The sequence below is a fragment of the Vibrio sp. D173a genome (assembly GCF_030248475.1).
The window spans coordinates 1-701 of the sequence record NZ_JAHGAH010001630.1 but is presented as its reverse complement, the minus strand read 5'-3'; the positions used below and the strand labels follow the sequence as shown (position 1 = coordinate 701).

Below are 701 nucleotides of genomic sequence, written 5' to 3'. Positions count from 1 at the left end.
GAGTCCGTTGCCGGGAAAGTGACAGAGGTTTCTACCCTGCCTCACCGGATTAAACAAACCTACACAGTTACCTATCAGTTAGATGGGCTCAATGACAACTTGTTGCCAGGTAAGGCGGTGACATTAACCACTCAGCTGAATGATGCAGAGCCTAATCTGTGCGTTCCCTATTCCGCGATCGTAAAACCACATCAGCAAGATGTTGTATTCACGATTACCAAACAACAGGCCCACGCTGTGCCCGTGACCATTGTTAGTTTCAATCAAGAAAACGCTTGTGTGCAGTCAAACCTCAGCAAGGGCGACTATGTAGTGGTCAGCGGCGCACAATACATCAAGGAAGGCCAACACTTCCCATCGATTCAAATTAAAGACCTGTAGGTAGATGTGATGAATTTAGCCGAATTTGCCATTAAGCAACGCACTAAAACTGCGGTTGTCGTAACGCTCTACCCCGGTGCATCAGCCGATGAAGTAGAACAACAAGTCACCGATACCGTTGAGACTAAACTGCAAGAGATCGCCACCCTCAATCGACTACGCTCCCTCTCTCGCCCGGGCATGTCGATGGTATTTGTCGACCTCAAAGAGTCATTAAACTCACAAGCTCTGCCTCAAGAGTGGGATCTTTTAAGACGTAAAGTGTCGGACATGAAGTTACTCCTCCCTTCAACCGCGCAGATCAGCGTAGTGCAAGATGA

1 protein-coding gene and 1 pseudogene are annotated in these 701 nt (G+C 48.2%); both read left to right on the top strand.

The features are described from left to right. Positions 1 to 381: pseudogene (locus KIV40_RS35230) on the top strand (efflux RND transporter periplasmic adaptor subunit); the annotation flags it as partial. Between the two features lie 9 nt (positions 382 to 390). After that, positions 391 to 701: efflux RND transporter permease subunit (locus KIV40_RS35225; RefSeq protein ID WP_285354124.1), on the top strand; the 311-nt coding region annotated here is incomplete at its 3' end.